Below are 1576 nucleotides of genomic sequence, written 5' to 3' on the forward strand. Positions count from 1 at the left end.
TTACTAAATGTATTTACATAGTCATCATTTGATGGCCAAGGGCTACAAGAAAAAACAGTAATTGAAATAATTAAAACCTTCAAAATTTTCATAAAATTAATTTACCTGGTTGAAATTAGCCTACTAAGTTTAATATAGGGATATCACAAAGAAACAGTCAAAATAAGTTAAAGTTTAATACATATTGCCCCATATATGCTTTTTTATTTTAATAACAGTTTTAAAAGGAACATAATCTCTCCGTTTCTGAAGAATCCACCATGACGGAAACCCGGGATTTTCATCTCTAAACTTTATTACATCTTCATCGTCTATTCCAAAATGATCGGTAATGGTTATACTTAAATCGATGCTCCAATTACCTTGCGCATCAATTGTAAAATTATCGCCAAGTATTTCGCCTGTTTCGGTATCATTTATTAAAATCATTAATCCATGATACTTATCGTAGGGGGTATTAAATTTTGGACGAATCTCTGTTATATCAAAATTTTTAACTAAATCAATTTTCCCACCAACAGCCCTTAATTTCCTTCATCGCATAGTCTTTCGACGAAGGAGGAGACTATGCGCTTCGGAGTACAAATCAACATCAGTTAATTAAATTCATTGCTGCATCATATACACAAGTCAATATCGGCTAATTCAATTTATGTAACAACATCACAGATACCTTTTTCCCTGTAAAATAATATTCTGCAAATTGTGTAGATTATTCCTCCGAACCGCATAGACCCTTCACTATCTTTAAGGAGACTAATGCGGAGAAGGGAAAATTTTTGAATTATTTCAAAAACAAGAAAGTGTTTCTCAGTTTCATAAAAACTGGGAAATCATTAAATAAGCGGAGGAATTTGGATGTAACTATAAACACAATAATTTTATAATGAAGTTATTGTGGTTATAGTTATTCTTATGTTAAGTAGAATGTGTTTTTCTTTTTTTTCTTGCCTCTATTTATCCTGGCGGCAAATAAATAATTACAACTGACGAGAAAAAAAAGCAGTAATAATTTTTGGTTAAAAAGGGTTTGTAATTTCTTCTAAACAGAAGTGTCCACCAAGTAACAAAACCACGCTCTTTTCCTTGAAATTTTAAAACATCTGCTTTGTCTAGTCCAAAGTAATCTGTAATTTAAAAAATCACATAGGCCTCTCAATTCCCATTGGCGTCGAATTTATACTCTTGTAATTTTATAACTGTCGTTTCTATATCATTTGCCATCAACACTCCAGTAAACTTGTGATATTTATCTAAGAGAAACCTGCCACCAATTTACTTAAGAAAGAGCCTCACTCCAATCAGAAATATGATCATCAAAAGCGTGCGCAAAAAGCATTTCAACGAGTATAACAACTGCACAGCCCAAAGCCGTTAAAAGGACTTCTTCAACTACTATTTGATATCCTGCATTCTAAAAGACGAATCTGGATTAAGAAAAACACCATTTTTAAATTTACTAATACTAATATCTTTATTTCCTAAGATCCAAGAAATATTATATAGTAGATATTCATCTAGCCCTCCACAATATTTTGTTGGGGCGGCATTCATACGCTTTTCATTTCTATCAATG

General features: G+C 31.8%; 2 protein-coding genes. Both read right to left on the reverse strand.

All coding sequences use genetic code 11. The features are described from left to right. Positions 1-174: 174 nt before the first annotated feature. Complete coding sequence (locus ACOYLT_RS11945; RefSeq protein ID WP_422854061.1) at positions 175-507, reverse strand: DUF3289 family protein; 333 nt, start codon at positions 505-507, stop codon at positions 175-177. A gap of 888 nt (positions 508-1395) precedes the next feature. Next, positions 1396-1576 (reverse strand): hypothetical protein (locus tag ACOYLT_RS11950; RefSeq protein WP_422854060.1); only part of this gene is annotated, 181 nt, incomplete at its 5' end.

The sequence above is a fragment of the Flavobacterium sp. genome (assembly GCF_049318185.1).
Classification (GTDB): Bacteria; Bacteroidota; Bacteroidia; order Flavobacteriales; family Flavobacteriaceae; genus Flavobacterium.